Genomic DNA, 21,174 nt, shown 5'->3' on the forward strand with positions numbered 1-21,174 from the left:
ACTCTCGCAGGATTTAAAACCGTGGTGAAAGTCATCGCCAGTTCGCTCCGCAAAGGCAATGTCGTCGACAGGGACGGCAAGCTTTATGTGATCCTCTTTGCCGAAAACATCCACCCAGGCAAGGGCACGCCGGTGACGCAGCTCGACATGCGCCGCATCGGCGACGGGGTGAAGGTTTCGGAGCGCTACCGCACCACCGAACAGGTGGAGCGCGCCTATGTCGAGGAGCGCGAGCACACCTTCCTTTACGCCGACGGCGAAGGCTACCACTTCATGAATCCGGAAACCTACGACCAGGTGGCGGTGTCGGAAGCCGTTGTCGGCGACGCCGCGCCCTATCTGAAGGAAGGCATGCCGGTGCAGGTCTCGCAGTTCAACGGCATCGCCATCGCCTTGGTGCTGCCGCAGCGCGCCACCTTCGAAGTGGTCGAAACCGAGCCGACGACCAAGGGCCAGACGGCCTCGTCCTCCTACAAGCCCGCCGTGCTCTCCAACGGCGTGCGCACCACCGTGCCGCCGCACATCGCGCCGGGCACCCGCGTGGTGGTGATGACGGCCGACGGGGCTTACGTGGAGCGCGCGAAGGACTAGGGCGAACCCTCAAAGTCTGCCAATGCGGAGTTGAAAACCTCACTGTTTGAAACAGTGCTCGCGGTGCCATTGCAAGAAATGAGGGTGGGGGCGTTCGAGCTGTCGGCGAGGCGGAATCGCGTGGCGAGACTTGTTTATGAACCCCTGCACACTATCGGGATCATTGACCTGTCTTGAGATCAGGATTTCCAGATCGTCGGATAGGCTGATCAATCCGCGATCGAACATCCAATGCGCCGTACCTGACAGTGCGAGCCCATTGTTGACGATATCGGGCCCATTCGCTTCGACGGGTCGAATATGTGCCGCGGCAACTTCCGCTCGACCGCCGCCATTTATCAACTTTAACCCCGTGATCGCACAACGCTCGTCGTAGGCCCGTAAGACGACGCGACGGAAAATGCGGTCGCGTACGATTCGTGATCCTATGTAACTTATGCGGTAGCGGCTCTGCTCGAATTCGAATGGTGCCTGCCCGTCCTGGAAACCGGATGTGCTGTCCTCATCAACGCGCGGCAGCAACAACTCATTGGCGCCCAGACCGAGATCGACAATACGATTGAAATCCGCTGGACTGATAGGTCGGACGGCCGATTGGGCGTGACCGGAAAGCCGACGTTGGTCATTCAGCAAGCCTTGTTCGACGTAGCCCTCAGGTCCGTTGAATGGAACAGGATTGGCGAAATCGAGATAGGTCCCGGCCTCTATCAGAGCGAGGTACATATCAGACGCTGCGGGATCTTGAATAATCTGTTGGACTTTCGCGACAGCATAGTAGCCACGCGTATCCTTTATCTTGCTGGGCTCATAATAGATGATCCAGCCGCCGACGCAGGCTTCAACGCGGCGCAGATACGGACGGGGAAACTGGTACTGCTCAGCGGGCCGGTCATTATAGATCGAGTCTGAGCGGTGGATGAAGACCCCAAATCCCATGATATTTCTGCATTATGCTTGTTCGGAGGCCCGTATCCCTGGCCTGATAGCAAAGCCGATGTCGAGCACTTAGTCCAGATCGCAGAAAATCTTCTCCAGCGTATAGGCGATTGAAGCCGCGCCCCTCACCCAGCCACGCGCTTCCCGCGCTTGCCCTTCGCGCCCCGCGCCTCAACCACCTTCTCCACCTGCCGCTTCAGCTCGTCCTTGATATCCGCCGTGTCATTCATCAAAGCGTCGATCTTCAGGAAATCGAGCACGCGGTATTTTGAGACGGCCGGGCGGACCAGGATATGGGGCTGGCCCTGTTTCAGCTTGTTGGCGATGATCGACTGCATCATCAGCTGGGTGGCGCCGAACATCAGGTCGACGGAGGTCGGCTGCTTGCGGTCGGCTTCCTCAGGCGCGCCGACCACGTCGACGCCGATGATGATGTCGGCGTCGTGCTCGATCAGGTCGAACGGCACGGGGTTGTATATGCCGCCGTCGATCAGCAGCCTGCCGTCGCGCATCACCGGGCGGAACACGGCGGGAATGGCGGCAGAGGCGGCAAGTGCGGAATGCAGGTCGCCTTCGTCGAACACGGCGAGCTTGTGGCCGAAATAGTCGGTCGCCGTCACCTTCAGTGGGATTTTCAGCTCGGCGAAGGTTTCGGGGATGGCCTCGGGCAGGAACGCCTTCAGGATGCGCTCGACATTGAACTGGCTGACTCGGATGCCGTTCTGCATGGCTTCCGCGATCGTGCCCGGGCGCGCGCGCCACATGCGGCTCGCCACCTCGGCGCGGCGGCCGAGGATCGAGCGGGCATAGTCGTGGATGTCCTTGCCGGCCATGCCCGCGGCCATGCCGGCGCCCATGATGGCGCCGATCGACGAGCCGGCGATCGCCACCGGCTTGATGCCGAGCTCGTCCAGCGCCTCGATGACATGGATATGCGCCAGCCCGCGCGCGCCGCCGCCGCCGAAGGCTATGCCAAAAGTCGGGCTCACCCCTTGCCGGCCCCGGCCAGCGGCGGCCCGACCACCATGATGGTCGGCTCGGCCGTCAGCAGCTTTTTCGCCGCCGCCTTGACCTGGTCGAGCGTCACCGCGTTGATGTAGCCGGCGCGGCGCTGCATGTAGTCGATGCCGAGATCGTCGAGCTGCAATTCGACGAGCGTCGCGGCGATGGAACTCGAAGAGTCCAGATTGTTGATGGCATAGGCGCCGACCATGTATTTCTTGGTCGCCGCCAACTCGGCCTCGGTGGGACCGTCCTCTGCCAGTTGCTTGATCACATCGCGCACGATCCCCAGCGTCTGCGCCGCCCGGTCCGATCGGGTTCCGGTGCTGACAATCAGCGCGCTGGCATGGTCCTGGTTGACCAGCGAGGAGTTCACGCTGTAGGCAAGCCCGCGCTTTTCACGCACCTCCTGGAACAGGCGCGAGGTGAAGGTACCGCCGCCAAGGATCTCGTTCATCAGTACGGCGGGAAAGAAATCCGCTGCCTTACGCTTCACTCCGGGATAAGCGAGCTGCAGCGAGGTCTGCGGCAGGTCGTAATTAACCTCGAGATGCTGCGCGAGTTTCGGCTCGACATCGGCGACAGGAGTGAGCGCCTGGCTTTGCGGCAGGTCGCCGAACACCATGTCCAGCTTCTTCTTCAGCGTCTCGGCATCGATCGCACCGACCACGGCGACATGCAGGCCACTACGCGCAAACACCGCCTTGTGCATGGCCTTGAGATCGTCCTGCGTGATGGCGGCAATGCTCTGCCTGGTGCCCTGGTCGGAGCGCGAATAAGGGTGGTCGCCATAGATGGCGCGCGCCCATTTGTTCTGCGCTACCGTGTCAGGATCATTCTCGTTGGCGAGGATGCCGGACAAGATCTGTGAGCGGATGCGATCGATCGGCAGTTGGTCGAAATGCGGCTCATTGACAGCCAGCCGCAGCAAATCGAAAGCCTCGTCGCGCTGATCGGCCAGCATGCGCATCGAGCCATAAATGCCGTCGCGGGTCTCGTCGAAGCTCATCTCGGCGCCGGCGTCGTCGAGCTTGATCTGGAAAGCTTCACTGTCGAGCGGCCCAGCACCCTCGTCGAACAGGCCGGTCATCAGATTGGCGAGACCCTCCTTGCCCGGCGGATCCTGCGTCGAGCCGCCGCCGAAGACGAAGCGGACGGCAACGACCGGTACGGAATAATCCTCCACCAGCCAGGCGGTAATGCCTTTTGGCGAGGTGACTTGCTGGATGTCCATGGCGCGGGCGGCAAGTGCCGGCAGGATCAGAAAAAGGATGGAGAGGAAGAGGGTTGCGAGTGCGGCGCGCGTTCTTCCTTCTCCCCTTGCGGGAGAAGATGGATCGGCGCGCAGCGCCGAGATGGTTGAGGGGTGGGTGACGGATCGCCGTCCTTGCCAAGCTGGAACACCCCTTATCCGGCCGAGCTTCGCTCGGCCACCTTCTCCCACAAGGGGAGAAGGGAAAGAGACGCGGTGCAGGTTCATCATCAATTCCCCGCCTGTTGCTGCGGCAAGAGATAGCCTGATGTCGAGCGGGCGAGCACCAGGTAGCGTGCAGCGACGGCCTTGACCTCGTCGGCTGTCACCTTGCGGATGCGATCCGGCCATTGCTGGACATCCCTTACATTGCCGCCGGTGGCCAGCGTCGAACCGTAGATTTCGGCCATGGAATCCTGCTTGTCGCGGGCAAAGATCATCGACCTGACATAACGGTCCTTGGCCTTTTCGAGCTCCTCCGGTGTAACGCCGCCGCTGGCGATGCGCGCCACCTCGGCATCGACCGCGGCTTCGACATCGGCCAGCTTGGCGTCGCCGCGCGGCGCGCCATAGACAGTGAAATTGGTGTCGTCGAGCATTGTGCCCTGAAAGAATGCGCCGGCGCTGGAAGCGATGCCTTGCTGGACGACCAGCGCCTGGTAAAGCCGGCTGCGGTTGCCGCCGCCGAGGATCTCGGCCAACAGGTCAAGCGCTTCGGCCTCGCCCGGCTTGCCCGAATGATAGGACGGCACCACCCACTGCGTCGAGAAACTGGGAACGCTGACGCGAGCGTCGGAGAGCGTGACGGTGCGTTTGGTGTTCTGCTCCGGTTCGACCGGGCGGATGCGCGGCGGCAGGTCCGGCCCGCGCGCCACCTTGCCATAGGTTTTCTCGGCCAGCGCCTTCACCGCATCCGGCTCGACATCGCCGGCGACGATCAGCACGGCGTTGTTGGGCCGATAGTACTTGTCATAGAAAGCGGTGGCGTCGATGCGGTTCAACTGCTCCATCTCCTGCATCCAACCGATGACCGGAATGCGATAGGGCTGGTTTTGCCACAGCGTGGCATCGACTTCCTCGTCGAGCACGGCCTGCGGATTGTTGTCGATGCGCGAGCGGCGCTCCTCCAGGATGACATCGCGCTCGGTCTTGATGACGTCATCGGTGAGGATGAGATTGCGCATGCGGTCGGCCTCGAAACTCATCATCAGTTCGAGCGACGACGGCGCCACCGTCTCGTGGAAGGCGGTATAGTCGTAGGATGTGAACGCGTTGTTGGAGCCGCCAATGTCGGAGACGGCGCGGTCGAACTCACCGGCTGCGTGATTGGTCGTCGCCTTGAACATCAGATGCTCGAAGAAATGGGCGATGCCGGATTTGCCGGGCGGCTCGTCGGCGCTGCCGATCTTGTACCACACCATATGGGTGACGATCGGCGCGCGATGGTCGGGAATGACGACCACTTCCATGCCGTTGCCAAGCAGGAAATCCGTCACCTTGAACTCGGCCGGCTTCGTGTTGGGCTGCGTGGAGCTATCGGCCAGCACCGGGCCGGTCACGACGAAAGCCAATGAGGTCGCGAGCAGCGTTGTGCGCAGCCAGTCAGCTTGAAAAGTCATCAATGGCTCCGGTTTCTCGGCAGGACGATAGGCAAGGTGCTGGCGACAAGCAAAGTGAATTCTTGGTCATGTTGCCGGCAAAGGCGGCGGCAAAGAGGCCGTCGCCGAACGCCGCCCGTATCAGGCGGCCTCGATGAAGCGAATGACGGTCTCGCCATAGTTGCGCTCATCAAGCATGGAAAAGCCCGGGCCTGGCTCGAAGGGAGCCACTGCGGCCTCCTCCACCACGCACAGCGCGCCGGGGCGCAGCCAGCCACCGGCCCTGGCCGACTGCAAGGCACGCTCGCCCAGGCCCTTGCCATAGGGCGGGTCGGCGAAGACAAGGCCGAACGGCGCCAGCGTGCCCGCCTCGCCAAGACCCGTGGCATCGCGGCGGAAGATCTTTGTGCGGCCGGTCAGGCCGAAGGCCTCGACATTGTCGCGGATCAGGCCGCGGCCTTCGGCCGATTCCTCGATGAACACGCCATAGGACGCGCCGCGCGACAGCGCCTCCAGGCCAAGCGCCCCTGTCCCAGCGAACAGGTCGAGCACGCGCGCGCCGTCCAGCTGTTCGGCAAAGCGATGCGCCAGCACGTTGAAGACGGCCTCGCGGGTGCGATCGGTCGTCGGACGGATGGCACTGCTGCGGGGCGTCGCCAGCGGACGCCCACGAAACTCACCGCCGACGATTCTCATCTTGTCCGGGGACCCTTGGGGCCGCCGCGCGGACCACCGCCACCGGCACCGCCAGGGCGCTCGCCACGTGGTTTGCCGAACGGCTTTGCGCCGCCCGGTTTGCCGTCGGGCTTGCCATAGGATGGCTTGAACGAGGCCTTGCGGGCCCTAGCTTCAGCCGCCTTGGCCGCGTCGGCTTCCGCCCTGCCCTTGCCGATCGGCCGGGCGCCAGGCGCCATCCAGACATTGGCCTTGCGCTGGCCGGGCGGCTCGATTGGCCGCTGCTCGCGCTCGGGTTTCTTGCCGCCGCCACGGGGTTTGTCACCGAAGCCACCGCGCGGCTTGTCGCCAAAACTGCCGCGTGGCTTGTCGCCAAAGCCGCCACGTTCGGGCCTCGGACCACGCTCGCCAAAGCTCTTTTCCGGCCTCTCGCTCCTGTCGGGACTGGTCGACAGTTTGCCCAATGCCTCGTCGCGGCTGCCTTCGCGGCGCTTGCGGTTCTTGATCAACCCGCCTTCGCCGATCGGACGGCGCTCGCCGTCACGGACGAATTTCGGCCGTTCGGGTTCCGGCTCGCGAACTTCGGTGCGCCGCACCGGCTTGTTGGAAAACGGCTTGGTGATCTCGGCGTCGAAATTGGCGCCGGATTCCTCCACCAGACGCTCACCAAGCTGGTCTCGCAGCACCCTGCCGTTGATCTCCTGAACATGGCCCTCGGCAAGATCGTCGAGCTGGAATGGCCCATAAGAGATGCGGATCAGCCGCGTCACGTCGAGGCCGAGCGCGCCAAGAATGTTCCTGACCTCGCGGTTCTTGCCTTCGCGCAAACCAAGCGTCAGCCAGGCGTTGGTGCCTTGCTCACGGTCGAGCGTCGCTTCAATGGCGCCGTAAAAGACGCCGTCGACGGCAATGCCTTCGCGCAAGCCTACGAGCGCGCTTTCCTCGACCTTGCCGTGCACGCGCACGCGGTAGCGACGCAGCCAGCCGGTGGCCGGCAGTTCGAGCACGCGCGACAGGCCGCCATCATTGGTCAGCAGCAGCAGGCCTTCGGTATTTATGTCGAGCCGGCCGATGGTCATCAGCCGCGGCAATTCGGCCGGCAGCACGTCGAAGACGGTCTTGCGGCCCTCGGGATCGCGGTTGGTGGTGACAACGCCGGCCGGCTTGTGGAACAGGAAAAGGCGCGTGCGCTCGATCGGCGGGATTTCCATGCCGTCGAGATGGATGATGTCGCTCGGCATGACGTTGAAGGCCGGTGAGGTCAAAGCGCGGCCATTGACCTTGACGCGGCCGGCGGCGATCAATTCCTCGGCGTCGCGGCGCGAGGCCAGACCGGCGCGCGCCAGCCGCTTGGCGATCCGTTCGCCGGCTTCTTCCGCAGCCTCGGCCAGACGCGGGCGCGGCTTGAAAGCGCCGCCCGATGCACCTTGAGGCCGATCGCTGAAATCACGCTTGGGTCTGTCGCTGCCGAAGTCGCGCTTGGGCCGGTCGGCGAAGTCACGTTTCGGACGATCGCCGAAATCACGCTTGGGACGGTCGAAGCGTTTTTCGCCGCCTTCGGCCGCCCCGGCAGCCGGACGGTCGCCGCGTGGTGCGTAAGGCTTGCGTGGCCCTTCACGCTTTTCATACGGCTTGCGCTCGCCTTCGGCAGCAACCGGACGATCGCCGCGCGGCGCGTAGGGTTTGCGCGGTCCTTCGCGCTTCTCATAGGGCTTGCGCTCGCCTTCAGCTGCCATCGGACGGTCGCCACGCGGCGCGTAGGGTTTGCGTGGCCCTTCGCGCTTTTCATACGGCTTGCGCTCGCCTTCNGCNGCNANCGGACGGTCGCCNCGNGGNGCGTAGGGTTTGCGNGGNCCTTCGCGCTTTTCATACGGCTTGCGCTCGCCTTCGGCAGCAACCGGACGGTCGCCGCGTGGTGCGTAGGGTTTGCGCGGTCCTTCGCGCTTTTCATACGGCTTGCGCTCGCCTTCAGCGGCCTTTGGGCGGTCGCCGCGTGGTGCGTATGGTTTCTTGACGCCGAAGGACGGCTTGCCGGCCCTGTCGCCTCGCGGGGCCGCGGGTTTCTTGCCCGGGCCTTTTTGGCGCGGAGATTTCTTGTCGTTGTCGTCCATGTGGCCTTTGTCCGTTTGCGCTGCTACAGCGTGGCGCATCCTTTCGGGCGCGCAACGAACGCTGGTGCACTTTGATTTGGCGCATGATCATTTCCGAAAATCGAGTCCGATTTTCAGGCTGATGCGCTCAATAACAGGATCATCAGAGTTTGTCAGGGAAAAGTGGAGACCGCTTTTTCCGGAAGGGCAAACGAAAACCAAAAGCCTGGGGTGGCGAGGAAATAATGGGAATGGAAACCGCGTGAAGCGGCCGGATTTCATGGCGCTGGCGCTGAAGGAGGCCGAAGCGGCAGCCTTGCGCGGCGAAGTGCCGGTCGGCGCCGTCATCGCCACTGGCAGCACGGTCGTTGCCAGTGCCGGCAACCGCACCCGCGAGCTGGCCGACCCGACGGCGCATGCCGAGATGCTGGTCATCCGCGAAGCCTGCGCGAAACTCTCCAGCGAACGGCTTACCGGCCATGATCTCTATGTGACATTGGAGCCCTGCGCCATGTGCGCCGGCGCCATCTCCTTCGCCAGGCTACGCCGGCTTTATTTCGGCGCCGCCGACGAAAAGGGCGGCGCGGTGGTCAATGGCGTATGCTTCTTCGCCTCGCCCACTTGCCATCATGCACCCGACATCTATCCAGGCATGGGCGAGAGCGAGGCATCTCTGCTGCTCAAGGAGTTTTTCAGGGAACGTCGCGACTGAACCACGCCATGCAGCCCAAAAAAGGCAGCGTGGCGGTTCTTACAGGGACGGCAGCCAGTCGAACCAGCCGCCCTTCTTGCCTTCCGCCGCTTTCTTCAGGCGGCGTTCCTTCTTGTACTCGTCCTCGCCGAGTTCGTTCTGCGGCGCCGTGTCGGACGCGACTCGGTAGGCCAAGGGCGGCTCGCTCAGATATTTGCGGGTGTTGGGATCGCCCTGCTTGGCGTCCGCGAGGCGACGCTGAATTTCTGCGGCGCGGCCCTTGTCGGAGTCCGCGGGGGTCCATGCCGGCGGGTGGCTGGAGCCTGATTCGTCCATTGCTTTCTTGACCGAGGCCGGATCAGTTTGCACGTCGTCGACGATTTCCGACTGATAGCTCGGATCATTCTGGTGGGCGGTGGCGTCGGCGCGCAGCCGGGCGCGACGCTGCTCGGGCGATTCGGGCCACTCGGCGCTTGCCGACTGGATGCTGTCCTGCGGTGTAGGCAGCGCTTCCTTCTGTCCGGGAGCGGGCTTCACCAAGGTGGGGCGCGGCTTGTAGTCGATCGGGTCCTTATGCTTCGGCGCGAAGGAAACGGCGCCGGTGAGATCGCCGGCCAGCTGCTCGGCGGCGGTCTTGTCAGTGCCGTAGGTCGGAGAGCCCATGCAGCCGGACAAAGCAAGGCCCGATGCGACAAGCGGCGCCAGCAGCGCAAGGCGCGCATTATATCTCTCGGTCATGCCAAAAAGTCCCACTCTAGACAGCCTCTCGATCGCCACCGGCCCAAGGTCCGGTCCCCATCGTCCAAGCACTTGCGACAAAAATCCGGCGACAATTTGTCTTCCGGAGTTTCGCGTGTTTACCTCAACCACCCGTTAAGGGCAACGTACGGGCGGATTTGCACCGCCCGGCGTGGCATTTGTGCACTATTGATCGGGCGTATGTCGTTTCCCAAAACCGCGGCACACTCTTGGGCGACATGCGCCTAAAGCCGGCCAAGCGCTTTCAACTCATGCAGCACGGCGGCATCGCGCGCCGAGACATCGGGAAACGCAGCGTCTTGCCCGACATCGGCCGTGTAGCGCCAGGAACGCGCGCATTTGACCAGGCCGCGGGCCTCGGCCTTCTCGACCACCACGGCAACGCCCTTGACATCGTCGAGGGTGAAGGCGCCTGCCAGCGCCTGGCCATGGGCAATGACGAGATCGCTGGTGATTGCCATCTCGGCCATGTCGACATCCGATATCGCCGCCTCGAGCGCTGCGTCGTTGATGGTGACGACCGGCACCGCCTCCAGCGAGGAGCCGATTACCTTCTGCGCCCGCGCGATCTCGAGCGCGCCGGTGACGACGCGGCGCACCTGCCGCACCTTGCGCCATTTCTCCGCCAGCGCCTCGTTCTTCCAATCCGCCGGGATTTCCGGGAACTGGTCGAGATGCACCGACACCGCATCGGGATGGCGGTCGAGCCAGGCCTCTTCCGTGGTGAAGGGCAGCATCGGCGCCAGCCATTTCACCAGGCAATCGAAGAGATGGCGCACCACCTGCACCGAGGCCTTGCGCTTCAGGCTTGACGGCGCGTCGCAGTAGAGCGCGTCCTTGCGGATGTCGAAATAAAAGGCCGACAGCTCGACCACCATAAAATCGAGAAGCGTGCGGGTGATGCGCTTGAACTCGAAGGCGTCGTAGCCCTGGCGCACCACCTCGTCGAGCTCGGACAGCCGATGCAGCATCAGCCGCTCCAGCTCCGGCATCGCTTCGAGCGGCACGGTCTCGCCATCGTCATGGGCAAGCGTGCCCAGCATCCAGCGGATTGTGTTGCGCAGCTTGCGGTAGGCGTCGATGTTGGTCTGCAGGACGTTCTTGCCGAGCCGCTGGTCTTCCCAATAATCCGTCGTCACCACCCACAGCCGCAGAATGTCGGCACCGGACTGCTTGATGACGTCCTGCGGCACGACGGTGTTGCCGAGCGATTTCGACATCTTGCGCCCGTCCTCGTCCATGGTGAAACCATGGGTGACGACGGTGTCGTAAGGCGCCCTGCCCCTGGTGCCGCAGCTTTCGAGCAGCGAGGAGTGGAACCAACCGCGATGCTGGTCAGAGCCTTCGAGATAGACGTCGGCCGGCCACTTCAGGTCAGGACGGTCTTCGAGCGTAAAGACATGCGTCGAGCCCGAATCGAACCAGACGTCGAGGATGTCCATCACCTGCTTCCACCGGGAGGCATCGTGATTGCCGAGGAAGCGCTCCTTGGCACCAGTCGCGAACCAGGCATCGGCGCCTTCCTTCTCGAAAGCGTCCATGATGCGCCGGTTGACCGCGTCGTCCTTCAGCACGTTGCCGTCCTCGTCGGCGAAGACGGCGATCGGCACGCCCCAGGCGCGCTGGCGCGACAGCACCCAGTCGGGGCGCTCCTCGATCATGGCGCGAATGCGGTTCTGGCCGGCAGCCGGCACGAAGCGGGTGTCGTCGATGGCCTTCAGCGCGCGGCTGCGCAGCGTCGTGCCGTCGCCGAGGTCCTTGTCCATGTAGACGAACCATTGCGGCGTGTTGCGGAAGATGACCGGCTTCTTCGACCGCCAGGAATGCGGATAGGAATGCTTGAGCCGGCCGCGCGCGAACAAGGCGTTGCGCTTGATCAGTTCGTCGATGACGGCCTGGTTGGCGTTGCCTTTCTTGCCATTGTCGTCGATGACGCGCGCCGGTCCGCCCTCGCGATCCGGGCCGAAGCCCGGCGCATCCTTGGTTAGGAAGCCGGCGTCGTCGACGGTAAAGGGGATCGCGGTATCGACACCGCGCGCGCGCAGGTCGGGTGCCGCATCCATCCAGGCGTCGAAATCCTCGCGACCGTGGCCGGGCGCCGTGTGAACGAAACCCGTACCGGCATCATCGGTGACATGGTCGCCGGCAAGCATCGGCACCGGGAATTCGTAGCCGCCGCCGAAACCCTTGAACGGATGCGAAAGCGTAAGGCTTCCAAGCTCTTGCGCCGAAACACTGCGAAGACGATTCAAGGTCACCTTGGCCTTTGCCGAAGAGTCTTCGGAGAGCGCATCGGCAAAGATCAGCTTTTCGCCGGGCTGCGGGCCAAACGCGTTCTCGGCCGCCGTGACCTCGTAAAGACCGTAGTTGATACGCGGCGAATAGTTGACGGCACGGTTGCCAGGGATCGTCCAGGGGGTTGTCGTCCAGATGACGACATGGGCCTGCAGCAGGTCGAGCGCGCCTTCCGTCAGCCTCGCTTCACCGTCATCGACGGGGCGGACCAAGCTGGCGACGGGAAACTTCACCCAGATCGTATCGGACTCGTAGTCCTGGTATTCGATCTCGGCCTCGGCCAATGCGGTGCGCTCGACGACGCTCCACATCACCGGCTTGGAACCGCGATAGAGCTGGCCCGACATGGCGAATTTCAACAGTTCGCCGGCGATGCGCGTCTCGGCGTGGAAGGCCATCGTCGTATAGGGGTTCTTGAAGTCGCCGACGACGCCTAGCCGCTGGAATTCCGCGCCCTGCACCGAGATCCAGTGCGCGGCGAATTCACGGCATTCCCTACGGAATTCGTTGACCGGCACCTCGTCCTTGTTCTTGCCCTTGGCGCGGTACTGCTCCTCGATCTTCCATTCTATCGGCAGGCCGTGGCAGTCCCAGCCAGGCACATAGTTGGAATCATAGCCGCGCATCTGGAACGAGCGGGTGATGACATCCTTGAGGATCTTGTTCAGCGCGTGGCCGATGTGGATGTTGCCGTTTGCGTAGGGCGGGCCGTCATGCAGCACATATTTCGTGCGGCCGGCGGAGCTGTCGCGCAGCTTGCGGTAGAGGTCCATGTTCTGCCAGCGCTTGACCAGAACTGGTTCCTTCTCAGGCAAACCGGCGCGCATCGGGAAATCCGTTAGCGGTAGATAGAGCGTCTTGGAATAGTCGATTGTCTCGGCCTTGTCGGCGGTAGGGGTATCGGTCATTGATCTGCCATCTCAATTGCCCGGCGGCGGGAAAGCCCCGGGGCTTGAACTATCAAGGTCTGGAAAAGCGCGGGGGGTGCGCGCAAAAATCCCGGCGGCTCCGGCGGCGCTCAGGCCGCCCGGAACACCGGGCCGGTAATTCGTATCGTCAGCACACGAAGGCGCGAAAAGCTCGTCATTGTTGGGCTTTTAGCGGAGATAGGCGCAGGAATAAAGCGTCTCGTTCGATTCGCTTACATCTTGAAGTCGAAGCGATAGGTGGTCGACACACCGACCATGAACTGGTTGCGGTCGCCGCGCTCCCGGACCAGGCTGGAATCGGCCGCCGGCCCCTCCAGGCGCGAATATTCGCCGAACAGGCTGGCTGTCATCGGATCGGTCACCTTCCAGGTCACCGCGCCGCCGAGGCCAACGGATTTCAGGCCGCCACCGGGATTGTACTGGCTGAGGCCCGAGGCCACGGCTTCCTGCGGATTGACGCCATAATAGGCGTCGAAATAATTCGCCGAGGCAAAAGACACACGTGGCCCGCCGGAAATCCTGACGGTCGGCGTCACATCGTAGAAGGCGTCGGCGGCGATATCGGCGACAAAGCCGTTATGGGCCCGGATGCCGTGCCGCAGCTCGGCACGCGCCCGCAGCCAATCCGTCGGATAGAATTCGAAGAAGCCGCCGACTTCGCCACCCCAGCGGACCGGATCGAGGCCCTTGAGTTCGTCGGCATTGCTGTCATCACGCGTGAACAGGAACTTGCCGGTCAGGCCGGCGCGGACGCCGCCATCATCGACAAGCGCCAGCGAAATATTATCGTTGCGCGAGATGAACCTTGCCTGGGGGCCGGCCTTGCCCAGTGAAATGATGGGCTGGGCGCTGAGCATGTACTTCTTGCCGCCCTCGAAATTCGGTGCGACCAGGCCAGTGGCGCCAACCGTCAGACACCAGTCGCCGGACATCCAGCCGAAAGCGCCGTCGCCGGCATCAGCCGCACTTGTCGTCGCCAGCATCAGGGTAGCCATGGCTACAGAAATCTTTCCGACCGGACTCATGGCCACTCCACTAACACGATACACATGCGCCGCCATGACAGCTTTGCCGAGGCTTTGGTAAAATTTGATTTAAAGCCGAGACATCCGGCTCGCATTGGCTGCACCGGCCGGCCCCCCTCGGCTGGACGCGGACCGGCACCAGGGGTAACTTCGTTGCATACTGGCGATCCTCAATGAGGTGGCAACATGGCCCTGCACGGCGATACCCTGAAGAACGCGATCGGCCGGACACGACAGAAGTGGGGATGGTTCGTAGGGCTCGGCGTGTTGCTGCTGATCCTCGGTGGCATCGCCTTCGGCAATCTGTTCATCGCCACCGTGGCTTCCGTCTATGTCGTCGGCTGGCTGATGCTGGTGGCCGGCATCATCGAGATCATGCATGCTTTCGGCGTCAAGACCTGGGGCCGCTTCTTCTACTGGCTGCTCAGCGGACTGCTTTATGCGGTCGCCGGATTTTTCGCTTTCGACAATCCGCTGCTGGCCTCGGCGGTGCTGACCTTCCTGCTGGCCGTTGCGCTCGTCGCTTCCGGCGCGCTGCGGGCCTGGGTCGGCTACAGCCATCGTCCGGAAAGCGGCTGGGGCTGGATCGTCGCGGCAGGCGTCATCAGTGTGCTTGCGGGCCTGATAATCGCCATGGGTTGGCCGGTCAACAGCCTGTGGGTGCTCGGACTGTTCCTGGCGATCGACCTGATCTTCCAGGGCTGGACCTTTATCGCGGTCGGCCTGGCGCTGAAAAAGTAGGTCAGAAGGCAATAGAGGCGTCGAGCAGGGAAAGCGGCTTGACACCGGCCAACAGTGCGCGCGCCTCTTCTTCATCGCGTTTCATCTGCACGACCAGCGCATCGAGCCCGTCAAACTTGATCTCGCTGCGCAGGAAGCCGAAGAACGAGACTTGGCAAGTCTCGCCATAGAGATCGCCGGAAAAATCGAAGACGAAGGTTTCCAGCAGCGGCGCGCCATTGTCATCGACGGTCGGGCGACGGCCGAAGCTGGAGACACCGTCATGCAGCGTGCCGTCGGCGCGACGGAAGCGGACGGCGTAGATGCCTTCCCTAAGAGTGGCTTGCGCGGGAAGCCTCATGTTCGCGGTCGGAAAACCGAGCGTTCGCCCAAGCTGCTGGCCGCCCACGACCTCGCTTTCCACCGTGAAGCGATAACCGAGCAGGCCGGCGGCCTCGGCGACCTCGCCATCGCAAAGCAAGGACCGGATCCGGCTTGACGAAACCACCTCGGCGCCCTCGTCGCGGAAAGCGTCGACGAGCGTGACACCGAAGCCATGGCGTTCGCCGGCCGCCATCAGATAGGCCGGCCCGCCCTGGCGGTCCTTGCCGAAATGGAAATCGAAACCGGTCACGGCGTGGGTAATGCCAAGCGTCCTCTCCAGCACATCGGTGACGAAGGCTTCCGCCGACAGCGAGGCGAAGTCGCGCGTGAACGGCTGCTCGACAAGTGCTGCAAAGCCCAGCAACGACAATAAGCGCGCCTTCATCGGCGGCGGCGTCAGCACGAACAGCGGCATGTCAGGCCTGAAGATCGTTCGCGGATGCGGTTCGAAGGTCAGCACCAGGGCCGGCACGCCACGCCGCACTGCCTCGGCCAATGCCCGTTCGAGCACAGCCTGATGACCACGGTGGACGCCGTCGAAATTGCCGATCGCGACAACGCCGCCACGCAGATTGGCAGGCAGTGGCCCGGTTGCCGAGAGGTGCTGGAAGGTCACCATTGCCACCTACTGCAGTCTGGCTATGACGGCCACCGGACGATAACCGTGCCGTTCCAGGAAAAGCCCGAGCCTTGCCGGATCTGGCCGCAAAGGGTCGCCATAGTCGCGGGCATGAATGCCGCCGGAGACGTAGAGAACGTCGAAACCATTGTCGGCGGCGCCCTTCACATCGGTCATCATACCATCGCCGATGGCCAACACCTGCGAACGCTCAACCGGCCGGCCAAGAACCTCGGCCACCTCCTTCATCGCGACATCGTAGATCGGCGCGTAAGGCTTTCCGGCGATCAGCGTGCGGCCGCCGAGCTGGACATAGTCGCGCGCCAGGGCGCCGGCGCACCAGATGATCCGTTCGCCGCGCTCCACCATGATATCGGGATTGGCGCAGATGAACGGCAGTTTCCTGGCACGCAACCGGCGCAAAAGGTCCGCATAATCCTCGGGCTTCTCGACCTCGTCATTGAACAGGCCGGTGCAGACGACGCCGGCGGCCTCGAATTCCTCGACGAGTTCGACATCGAGGCCGTCATAGAGGGTCAGATCGCGTTCGGCACCGATATGGAATACCTTGCGCGGGCCTTCCGCGATCAGGTCGCGGGTCACGTCGCCGGAGGTCACCACACGATCATAGGCTGACGGCGGAACCCCGATCGCACTCATCTGGGCCACGACATCGGCGCTGCGGCGGGGCGAGTTGGTGATGAGAACAACAGGAGTCCCGGCCGCCCTTGCCGCCGCCAGCGCTGTTGCGGCCGCCGGAAAATGCCATTCGCCATTGTGCACCACGCCCCAGACATCGCAAAGAATTGCCGAATAGGGTTTCGACACGTCTTCGAGCGAGCCGACGATTTCAGGCTTAGCCGCCATGCGGTGTCCTTCAATATAAGCGTTGCGGGTGCCGCAGCCGACGGTTCGCCGCAGCCGGTTCGAATTATCCGAACCGGCCCATGCTGTCACCAGCTTTCGGCTGGCTGCCTCGGGAAGAGCGACTTGAAGGGGCCGCCTGTGAGCCCGATCGGCTTTCTGTCGGTGGCAAAACCCCATGGCGGAGACAGCTTGTCTTACCGGCTCGTGCCTCGGCAGGGCGTCCTGTTTTAAGCAGCATTGGCGGCCGCGGCCTTTGAATGGTTAGCGGTTGGTGAAGCGCTGACCAAGCAATGGAGCGGTTTCCCAAACCCGTCCTTCAGCGTTTTGTGGAAAGCTGGCGACGATCGAGAATCCGCCGGCGGGGGCCGCTGCAAGACATGCATGAAATCTGGCGTCAGTTCCGCCGCGACAAGCGTGGCAACTATGCTCTTATGACGGTCGTGGCGATGGTGCCGCTGATGGGCGGCCTGGCGGTCGCGGTCGACTTCACCGAGATGAACCGCGAAAAGCAGATGGTGACGAACGCGCTCGACGCCGCCAACTTCGCCACGGCACGTCGGCTGACGGAAGGCGCGACCGACGATCAGCTGAGAGCCTATGCGCTCGACTTCTTCAATGCCAACCTGAACGATGTCGATCCAGCCAGTGCGACGCTCAACGTCACCTTGCCCAGCACCGCGACGGGCGGCGGTCTGCTCACTATGACGGCGCAGCTCAACTACAAGCCCTATTTCTATCCTGCCTTCGCCCAGCTCGTCGGCAAATCCGCAACCGATGCAAACCAGAACATCAGCTTCAACATCACCTCTCAGGTGCGGCTGAAGAACACGCTGGAAGTTGCCCTGGCGCTCGACAATTCAGGATCGATGACCACGACGGGCACAGGCTCTGGACAGCCGCGCATCGATCTTCTCAAGACCGCGGCCAAACAGCTGGTCGACACTCTTGCCCTGCAGGCGGCGATGATCAAGCAGATCGACAAGCCGGTACAGTTCGGGCTCGTGCCCTTTGCCGCCTCGGTCAATGTCGGCGCCGGTAATGGCAATGCATCCTGGATGGATACCGAGGGCCTGTCGCCGGTGTCGAACGAGAATTTCGACTGGTCGACACTGAACGCGCCCACCAAATATGCCCAGCAAACAAACGGCATCTGGTACAAGCGCGGCACCGGCTGGGGAGCCACGGAAGGCCAGATGCTGTCCCGGTTCTCGCTTTACCGCGACATGCAAGTCGTCACCAACCACGAGCGCGTCGTCAACAGCAAGCGGGTGGTTTGCGACCAATACAACTCGAACAACACCTGCAAAAGCAGCCACAACGAATATGACTACATCGATTCCTACGGGCCGTTCGCAAGTTGGCAAGGCTGCGTCGAATCCCGGCCCTATCCCTATAATGTCAACGACGCTCCGCCGGCCGGCGGCTCGGCCAATACCGGCATAGGCGTCGGTGATCCGGCGACGATGTTCGTGCCGATGTTTGCACCGGACGAACCTGGCAATCATTGGAAGCTGACCCAGGACCCCGACGAGGCCGCACCGGTGACCTATGGCGCGGTGAACAGCTGGTGGAACGACGATCCTTCGAGCAGTAGCGGTCAATCCCGGCTGCGCAACATGGCCAAATATTTCCAGCCGCGGCCGATCGATGCGCCGGCGCTGCCCACCGGCAATGGCCCGAACTACAGCTGCACCACCGGTGCAATCACGCCGCTGACCGACGTCAGCGTCGCCGATGGGCAAACCGCAATCAAAGCCGCGATCGACCTGATGCAGCCGAATGGCGGTACCAATGTTCCCGAGGGCCTGGCGTGGGGCTGGCGGGTGGTTTCAAGCGGTGAACCGTTCACGCAGGGGCGCCCCGAAACGGAAAAAGGCAACGACAAGGTGGTGATCGTGCTGACCGACGGCGCCAACACCTACTATACGCCGTCCTCGCTAGGCTATTCAGATCCCGCCAACTCGAAATCGACCTATGCCTCCTACGGCTACCTCAACCCCGGTTACAACGGCACCTCGGTCGGCCGCATGTTCATGGGCACATCGAGCGCCATCGGTCAGTTCGATTATTCGAACGGCAATTACACCAATGCACTCAACGAACAGATGGCGACGCTTTGCAACAACGCCAAGGCGGCCAACATCCTGGTGATGACGGTGGCGCTCGACCTGTCGACGACCAAGGCCAGCGACCAATTGGCCATCAATGCGCTGAAATCCTGCTCGTCGGACTCGCGCTTCCGCAAGGATCCGACGGATCCGAGCAAGCCGGCGAAATTGTTCTGGAATGCGACCGGCGCCAGCCTGTCGAACGACTTCAAGGAAATCGGTAACGAACTGTCGAACCTGCGGGTGGTCGGCTAAGCCAGCCGGGACGGGTTTTTCTGGCGCAACGCCTGGCGCCGCCAAGCCCTTGCGGGCGCCTGCCGTGACAGGCACATATTGGTGGCGTGCGGAACCGCGCATCCATCGCGGCACGCCTAGAGCGTTTCACCGTTTCATGGAAACGGCGAACTGCTCTAACTCTTCTGTTTTGACGCAATTCCGGACGGAAAACCGTTCACACTTTTCCTGGAATTGCTAGGGGACGAACAATGCCCGATACCGCCAACCATCTCGCCTTCGCGCTGGTCTGCCTCGGCATGGTGCTGACGCCGGGCCCGAACATGATCTACCTGATCTCGCGTTCGCTGTCGCAAGGGCCGAAGGCCGGCCTGATCTCGCTTGGCGGGGTCGCGGTCGGCTTCCTGTTCTACGTGGTATCGGCAGCGTTCGGCATCACCGCGCTGCTGCTGGCCGTGCCCTTCGCCTATGATGCGCTGCGCTTTGCCGGCGTGCTCTATCTCTTGTGGCTGGCCTGGCAGGCGGTGAAGCCGGGCGGACGTTCGCCGTTCCAGGTGCGCGACCTGCCGAAAGACGGGCCGCGCAAGCTGTTCGCCATGGGGCTGATGACCAATCTGCTCAACCCCAAGGTGGCGGTTCTCTATCTTTCGCTGCTGCCGCAATTCATCAGCATCGGCAAAGGCCACGTCCTGTCGCAGTTGCTGGTTCTGGGTGCGACGCAGATCACCATCAGCCTGACCGTCAATGCCATCATCGCGGTGACAGCTGGCTCGATCGCCACCTTCCTTGCCGGACGGCCATTATGGCTGGTCATCCAGCGCTGGATGATGGGAGGCGTGCTGACGGCGCTGGCGCTGAAAATGGCGACCGACGCGCAGCGCTGAGGGCGAAAGCGTCAAGCTGCGATCTGCTGCTAGCTGCTTAACATTTCTGCCCGCTTGCTAAGTTGCCGGTACGATGGGCTTCCCTACATCGGTCGGCGAATCGGCCGGATCTGCGCCGGCTCGATTACCTTGCGGTAGAGGTGCCAGGTGGCATGGCCGAGGATCGGCATGACCACGGCCAGCCCGGCAAACAGCGGGATGGAGCCGATCACCAGCAGCACGGCAACCAGCAGCCCCCACAAGGCCATCTGCAGCGGGTTTGCGATCACCGCGCGGGCCGAGGTCTCGATTGCCGAGACGGCTCCGACATCACGGTCGAGCATCAGCGGAAAGGCAACCACCGTTGTCGCCAGCACCACCACGGCAAAGACGAAACCGGCCGCATTGCCAAGCAGAATCAAGGTCCAGCCCTTGCCGGTCGTCAGCACGTCGCGGACAAAGGAGCCGATCGAAGCCGGCGGCTGATCGACAAACAGGCTGCTGTAGATCGATTGCGCGGTGAACAGCCACAACAGGAACAGCACAAACAGCATGATGCCGATGACCGCGATCGACGGCAACGCCGGAGAACGGCGCACATCCAATGCGTGGCGCCAATCCGTATTCATGCCGAGTTCCCGCCGGCGGCTGATCTCGTAGAGCCCGATGGCGGCAAAAGGCCCGAGCAGGGCAAAGCCCGACATTAAGGGATAGACAAGCTGGATGGCATTGGAGCCCGAGGTCCACTGCGTCAGGATCAGGCCGACGACTGGATAGATCAGGCACAGGAACACGTAGTGGGAAGGTTTCGCCCAGAAATCCTCGGCGCCGAGCTTGAGCGCGTCCCAGAGATCCGCCGTGGTGATGCGGCGCACCGTGGGCTGCACATGCATCCCATACGCGTCCGCCATGACATGAAAGCCGGCCATAACCATCCTCCCGTGTGTCGGGGGCGGTCACCGCCGAGATGGCCGCCCGCAGCTGCCACTAGTAGATGTGGCACCATAGCCGATTTGCCAGGGGTTGTCGCCAAATCGATGGGCTTGGGCACGCCCTCACGGGATTGTCATCGCCATGCAGCCAAGCAGGCAGCGCGGAATTTACCCCGGCGTGTTGAAGACCGCCTCGATGTGATGACCGTCGGGGTCGATGACAAACGCGGCATAATAATGCAGGCCATAGTCGGGACGTAGGCCGGGCGCGCCATTGTCACGGCCGCCATGAGCCAGTGCGGCTGCATGAAATTGCGCGATGCTCTGACGATCCGGGGCGGCGAAGGCCAGATGGAAGCCCGGACCGGGCGGACGCTGCCCTTTCGGGCGAAGTTTAAGCGCCAGCTTGTCGCCGCCACCGGCAATCCCGTAGCCCACCGCCTGATCGGGTTCGCCGGGCCTGAGATCGTCCCAGACCCTGATATAGCCGAGCGGCGCCAGCACGGCATCGTAGAAGGCAGCCGCGCGTTCGATATTCGAAACGCCGAAGGAGATGTGGTGCAGCACTTTTGAGTTTCCCTCGTATTGGCTCGTGGCCTGTAAA

The 21,174-nt window shown here is 62.9% G+C and carries 18 protein-coding genes; 5 read left to right on the forward strand and 13 right to left on the reverse strand.

Annotated features, from left to right (window positions below):
• Positions 1-21: 21 nt before the first annotated feature.
• Complete coding sequence (gene efp, locus A3A9_RS0103190) at positions 22-591, forward strand: elongation factor P (protein ID WP_082221808.1); 570 nt, start codon at positions 22-24, stop codon at positions 589-591.
• 39 nt (positions 592-630) lie between these two features.
• Here the strand turns inward: efp and A3A9_RS0103195 are convergent, their stop codons facing one another.
• The 6 genes from A3A9_RS0103195 to A3A9_RS0103220 all read right to left on the reverse strand — a co-directional run bounded on the left by A3A9_RS0103195 (position 631) and on the right by A3A9_RS0103220 (position 8,165).
• A complete protein-coding gene (locus tag A3A9_RS0103195) occupies positions 631-1,527 on the reverse strand; it encodes an HNH endonuclease (protein WP_027057475.1) in 897 nt (298 codons plus the stop codon).
• Between the two features lie 125 nt (positions 1,528-1,652).
• The gene (locus tag A3A9_RS0103200; protein ID WP_027057476.1) at positions 1,653-2,516 is read right to left on the reverse strand and encodes a patatin-like phospholipase family protein; all 864 of its coding nucleotides are present in this window, start codon (positions 2,514-2,516) and stop codon (positions 1,653-1,655) included.
• Entirely contained in the window at positions 2,513-3,940 is a 1,428-nt protein-coding gene (locus tag A3A9_RS0103205) for a M16 family metallopeptidase (RefSeq protein ID WP_027057477.1), read from the reverse strand. Before A3A9_RS0103205 ends, A3A9_RS0103200 begins: the two co-directional genes overlap by 4 nt.
• Positions 3,941-4,011: 71 nt before the next feature.
• Entirely contained in the window at positions 4,012-5,400 is a 1,389-nt protein-coding gene (locus A3A9_RS0103210; RefSeq protein ID WP_027057478.1) for a M16 family metallopeptidase, read from the reverse strand.
• A gap of 120 nt (positions 5,401-5,520) precedes the next feature.
• Positions 5,521-6,075 (reverse strand): 16S rRNA (guanine(966)-N(2))-methyltransferase RsmD, encoded by a 555-nt coding sequence (gene rsmD / locus A3A9_RS0103215; RefSeq protein ID WP_027057479.1) that lies wholly within the window; start codon positions 6,073-6,075, stop codon positions 5,521-5,523.
• Entirely contained in the window at positions 6,072-8,165 is a 2,094-nt protein-coding gene (locus A3A9_RS0103220; protein ID WP_027057480.1) for a pseudouridine synthase, read from the reverse strand. The genes rsmD and A3A9_RS0103220 overlap by 4 nt, the downstream gene beginning before the upstream one ends.
• A gap of 241 nt (positions 8,166-8,406) precedes the next feature.
• Between A3A9_RS0103220 and A3A9_RS0103225 the strand changes: the two genes are divergently transcribed.
• Positions 8,407-8,856 carry a nucleoside deaminase gene (locus A3A9_RS0103225; RefSeq protein WP_027057481.1) on the forward strand — a complete coding sequence of 150 codons (450 nt, stop codon included), beginning with the start codon at positions 8,407-8,409 and terminating at the stop codon, positions 8,854-8,856.
• A gap of 39 nt (positions 8,857-8,895) precedes the next feature.
• Here A3A9_RS0103225 and A3A9_RS0103230 read toward each other — a convergent pair whose 3' ends face one another.
• The 3 genes from A3A9_RS0103230 to A3A9_RS0103240 all read right to left on the reverse strand — a co-directional run bounded on the left by A3A9_RS0103230 (position 8,896) and on the right by A3A9_RS0103240 (position 13,843).
• Positions 8,896-9,573 (reverse strand): hypothetical protein, encoded by a 678-nt coding sequence (locus A3A9_RS0103230; protein ID WP_027057482.1) that lies wholly within the window; start codon positions 9,571-9,573, stop codon positions 8,896-8,898.
• A 245-nt stretch (positions 9,574-9,818) separates the two neighbouring features.
• Positions 9,819-12,797 (reverse strand): isoleucine--tRNA ligase, encoded by a 2,979-nt coding sequence (gene ileS / locus A3A9_RS0103235; protein WP_027057483.1) that lies wholly within the window; start codon positions 12,795-12,797, stop codon positions 9,819-9,821.
• A gap of 233 nt (positions 12,798-13,030) precedes the next feature.
• Positions 13,031-13,843 carry a MipA/OmpV family protein gene (locus A3A9_RS0103240; RefSeq protein WP_027057484.1) on the reverse strand — a complete coding sequence of 271 codons (813 nt, stop codon included), beginning with the start codon at positions 13,841-13,843 and terminating at the stop codon, positions 13,031-13,033.
• Positions 13,844-14,029: 186 nt separating this feature from the next.
• Here A3A9_RS0103240 and A3A9_RS0103245 point away from each other — a divergent pair, with 186 nt between their 5' ends.
• The gene (locus A3A9_RS0103245; RefSeq protein WP_033838288.1) at positions 14,030-14,584 is read left to right on the forward strand and encodes an HdeD family acid-resistance protein; all 555 of its coding nucleotides are present in this window, start codon (positions 14,030-14,032) and stop codon (positions 14,582-14,584) included.
• A gap of 1 nt (position 14,585) precedes the next feature.
• Here the strand turns inward: A3A9_RS0103245 and A3A9_RS0103250 are convergent, their stop codons facing one another.
• Together A3A9_RS0103250 and A3A9_RS0103255 are read right to left on the reverse strand one after the other, a co-directional pair.
• Complete coding sequence (locus A3A9_RS0103250) at positions 14,586-15,566, reverse strand: bifunctional riboflavin kinase/FAD synthetase (RefSeq protein WP_027057486.1); 981 nt, start codon at positions 15,564-15,566, stop codon at positions 14,586-14,588.
• Between the two features lie 6 nt (positions 15,567-15,572).
• Positions 15,573-16,433, reverse strand: coding sequence for a TIGR01459 family HAD-type hydrolase (locus A3A9_RS0103255; RefSeq protein ID WP_027057487.1), 861 nt, complete (start codon positions 16,431-16,433; stop codon positions 15,573-15,575).
• Between the two features lie 377 nt (positions 16,434-16,810).
• Between A3A9_RS0103255 and A3A9_RS0103260 the strand changes: the two genes are divergently transcribed.
• Both A3A9_RS0103260 and A3A9_RS0103265 read left to right on the forward strand, forming a co-directional pair.
• Positions 16,811-18,796 (forward strand): pilus assembly protein, encoded by a 1,986-nt coding sequence (locus tag A3A9_RS0103260; protein ID WP_027057488.1) that lies wholly within the window; start codon positions 16,811-16,813, stop codon positions 18,794-18,796.
• Between the two features lie 230 nt (positions 18,797-19,026).
• Positions 19,027-19,659: a LysE family translocator gene (locus A3A9_RS0103265; RefSeq protein WP_027057489.1), complete on the forward strand. Its 633-nt coding sequence runs from the start codon at positions 19,027-19,029 to the stop codon at positions 19,657-19,659.
• Positions 19,660-19,742: 83 nt separating this feature from the next.
• On the opposite strand, the gene A3A9_RS0103270 is transcribed toward A3A9_RS0103265, so the two are convergent.
• The gene (locus A3A9_RS0103270) at positions 19,743-20,567 is read right to left on the reverse strand and encodes a DUF2189 domain-containing protein (RefSeq protein ID WP_027057490.1); all 825 of its coding nucleotides are present in this window, start codon (positions 20,565-20,567) and stop codon (positions 19,743-19,745) included.
• Between the two features lie 171 nt (positions 20,568-20,738).
• Positions 20,739-21,137 carry a VOC family protein gene (locus A3A9_RS0103275; protein WP_027057491.1) on the reverse strand — a complete coding sequence of 133 codons (399 nt, stop codon included), beginning with the start codon at positions 21,135-21,137 and terminating at the stop codon, positions 20,739-20,741.
• Positions 21,138-21,174 lie beyond the last annotated feature (37 nt).

Source organism: Mesorhizobium loti CJ3sym (assembly GCF_000472785.1).
GTDB classification, from domain to species: domain Bacteria; phylum Pseudomonadota; class Alphaproteobacteria; order Rhizobiales; family Rhizobiaceae; genus Mesorhizobium; species Mesorhizobium loti_E.